Raw genomic sequence first — 831 nt, forward strand, 5'->3', positions numbered from 1 at the left:
CACAGCCCGAAAGAAAGCTGGTGGCGCCGCTTCTCCTTACCGCTTTGAACCCGGACAGTTGACTGAGCCTCGAGCTCGTATCTTTGCAAGTATGGGTGCTGTGGTGAACCAAATCCAATCCTCTTCCGTCTCGCCTTTGTTCGTTGGCATCGATGTCAGCGGCTCCTTTCTCGACATCGCCTTCCACGAATCCTCCGAACTCTTTCGCCTGGCCAATTCTCCCGATGGCTTCGCGCAGCTGATCCACCGACTGCTGCCGCTCAACCCACAACTCATCGTGCTCGAAGCCACCGGCAAGCTCGAACGCGCCGTCCTCGAAGCCCTCTGCCAGGCCGGCTTGCCCGCCGTCGCGGTCAATCCCAAGCGGGTGCGCGACTTCGCCAGGTCCGCCGGCGTACGGGCCAAGACCGATCGCATCGATGCGCGCCTCATCGCCCGCTATGGCGCGACCATCAAACCCGAAGTCAGACCCCTGAACGACGAGCAAACCCAGCAGTTGCAGGCCCTCATCCTGCGCCGTGCACAGCTCATCGAGATGCTCACCGCCGAGCAAAATCGCCGCAAACGCGCTCATAAATCCGCTTTGCCAAGCATCGATGAGTTCATTCGCTTCATCTCACAGCGCATCAAGGACGCCGATCGCGACATCGACGCCTTCCTGCACGCCAACGATCTCTGGCGCAAGACCGAGGCCGTGCTGCGCTCGGTGCCCGGCATCGGCAAAGGCGCCGCGGCCGTGCTCATTGCCTTTCTGCCCGAACTCGGAACCCTCAACGCCCGCGAAATCGCCTCGCTCGCCGGGCTCGCCCCGTTCAATTCCGATAGCGGCGC

General features: G+C 62.2%; 1 protein-coding gene. It reads left to right on the forward strand.

Going from position 1 to position 831, the window contains the following annotated elements; genetic code table 11:
• Window positions 1–103: 103 nt before the first annotated feature.
• Window positions 104–831 (forward strand): IS110 family transposase (locus QCE58_RS33980; protein WP_309781255.1); only part of this gene is annotated, 728 nt, incomplete at its 3' end.

Source organism: Caballeronia sp. LZ028, from assembly GCF_031451415.1.
GTDB lineage: Bacteria > Pseudomonadota > Gammaproteobacteria > Burkholderiales > Burkholderiaceae > Caballeronia > Caballeronia zhejiangensis.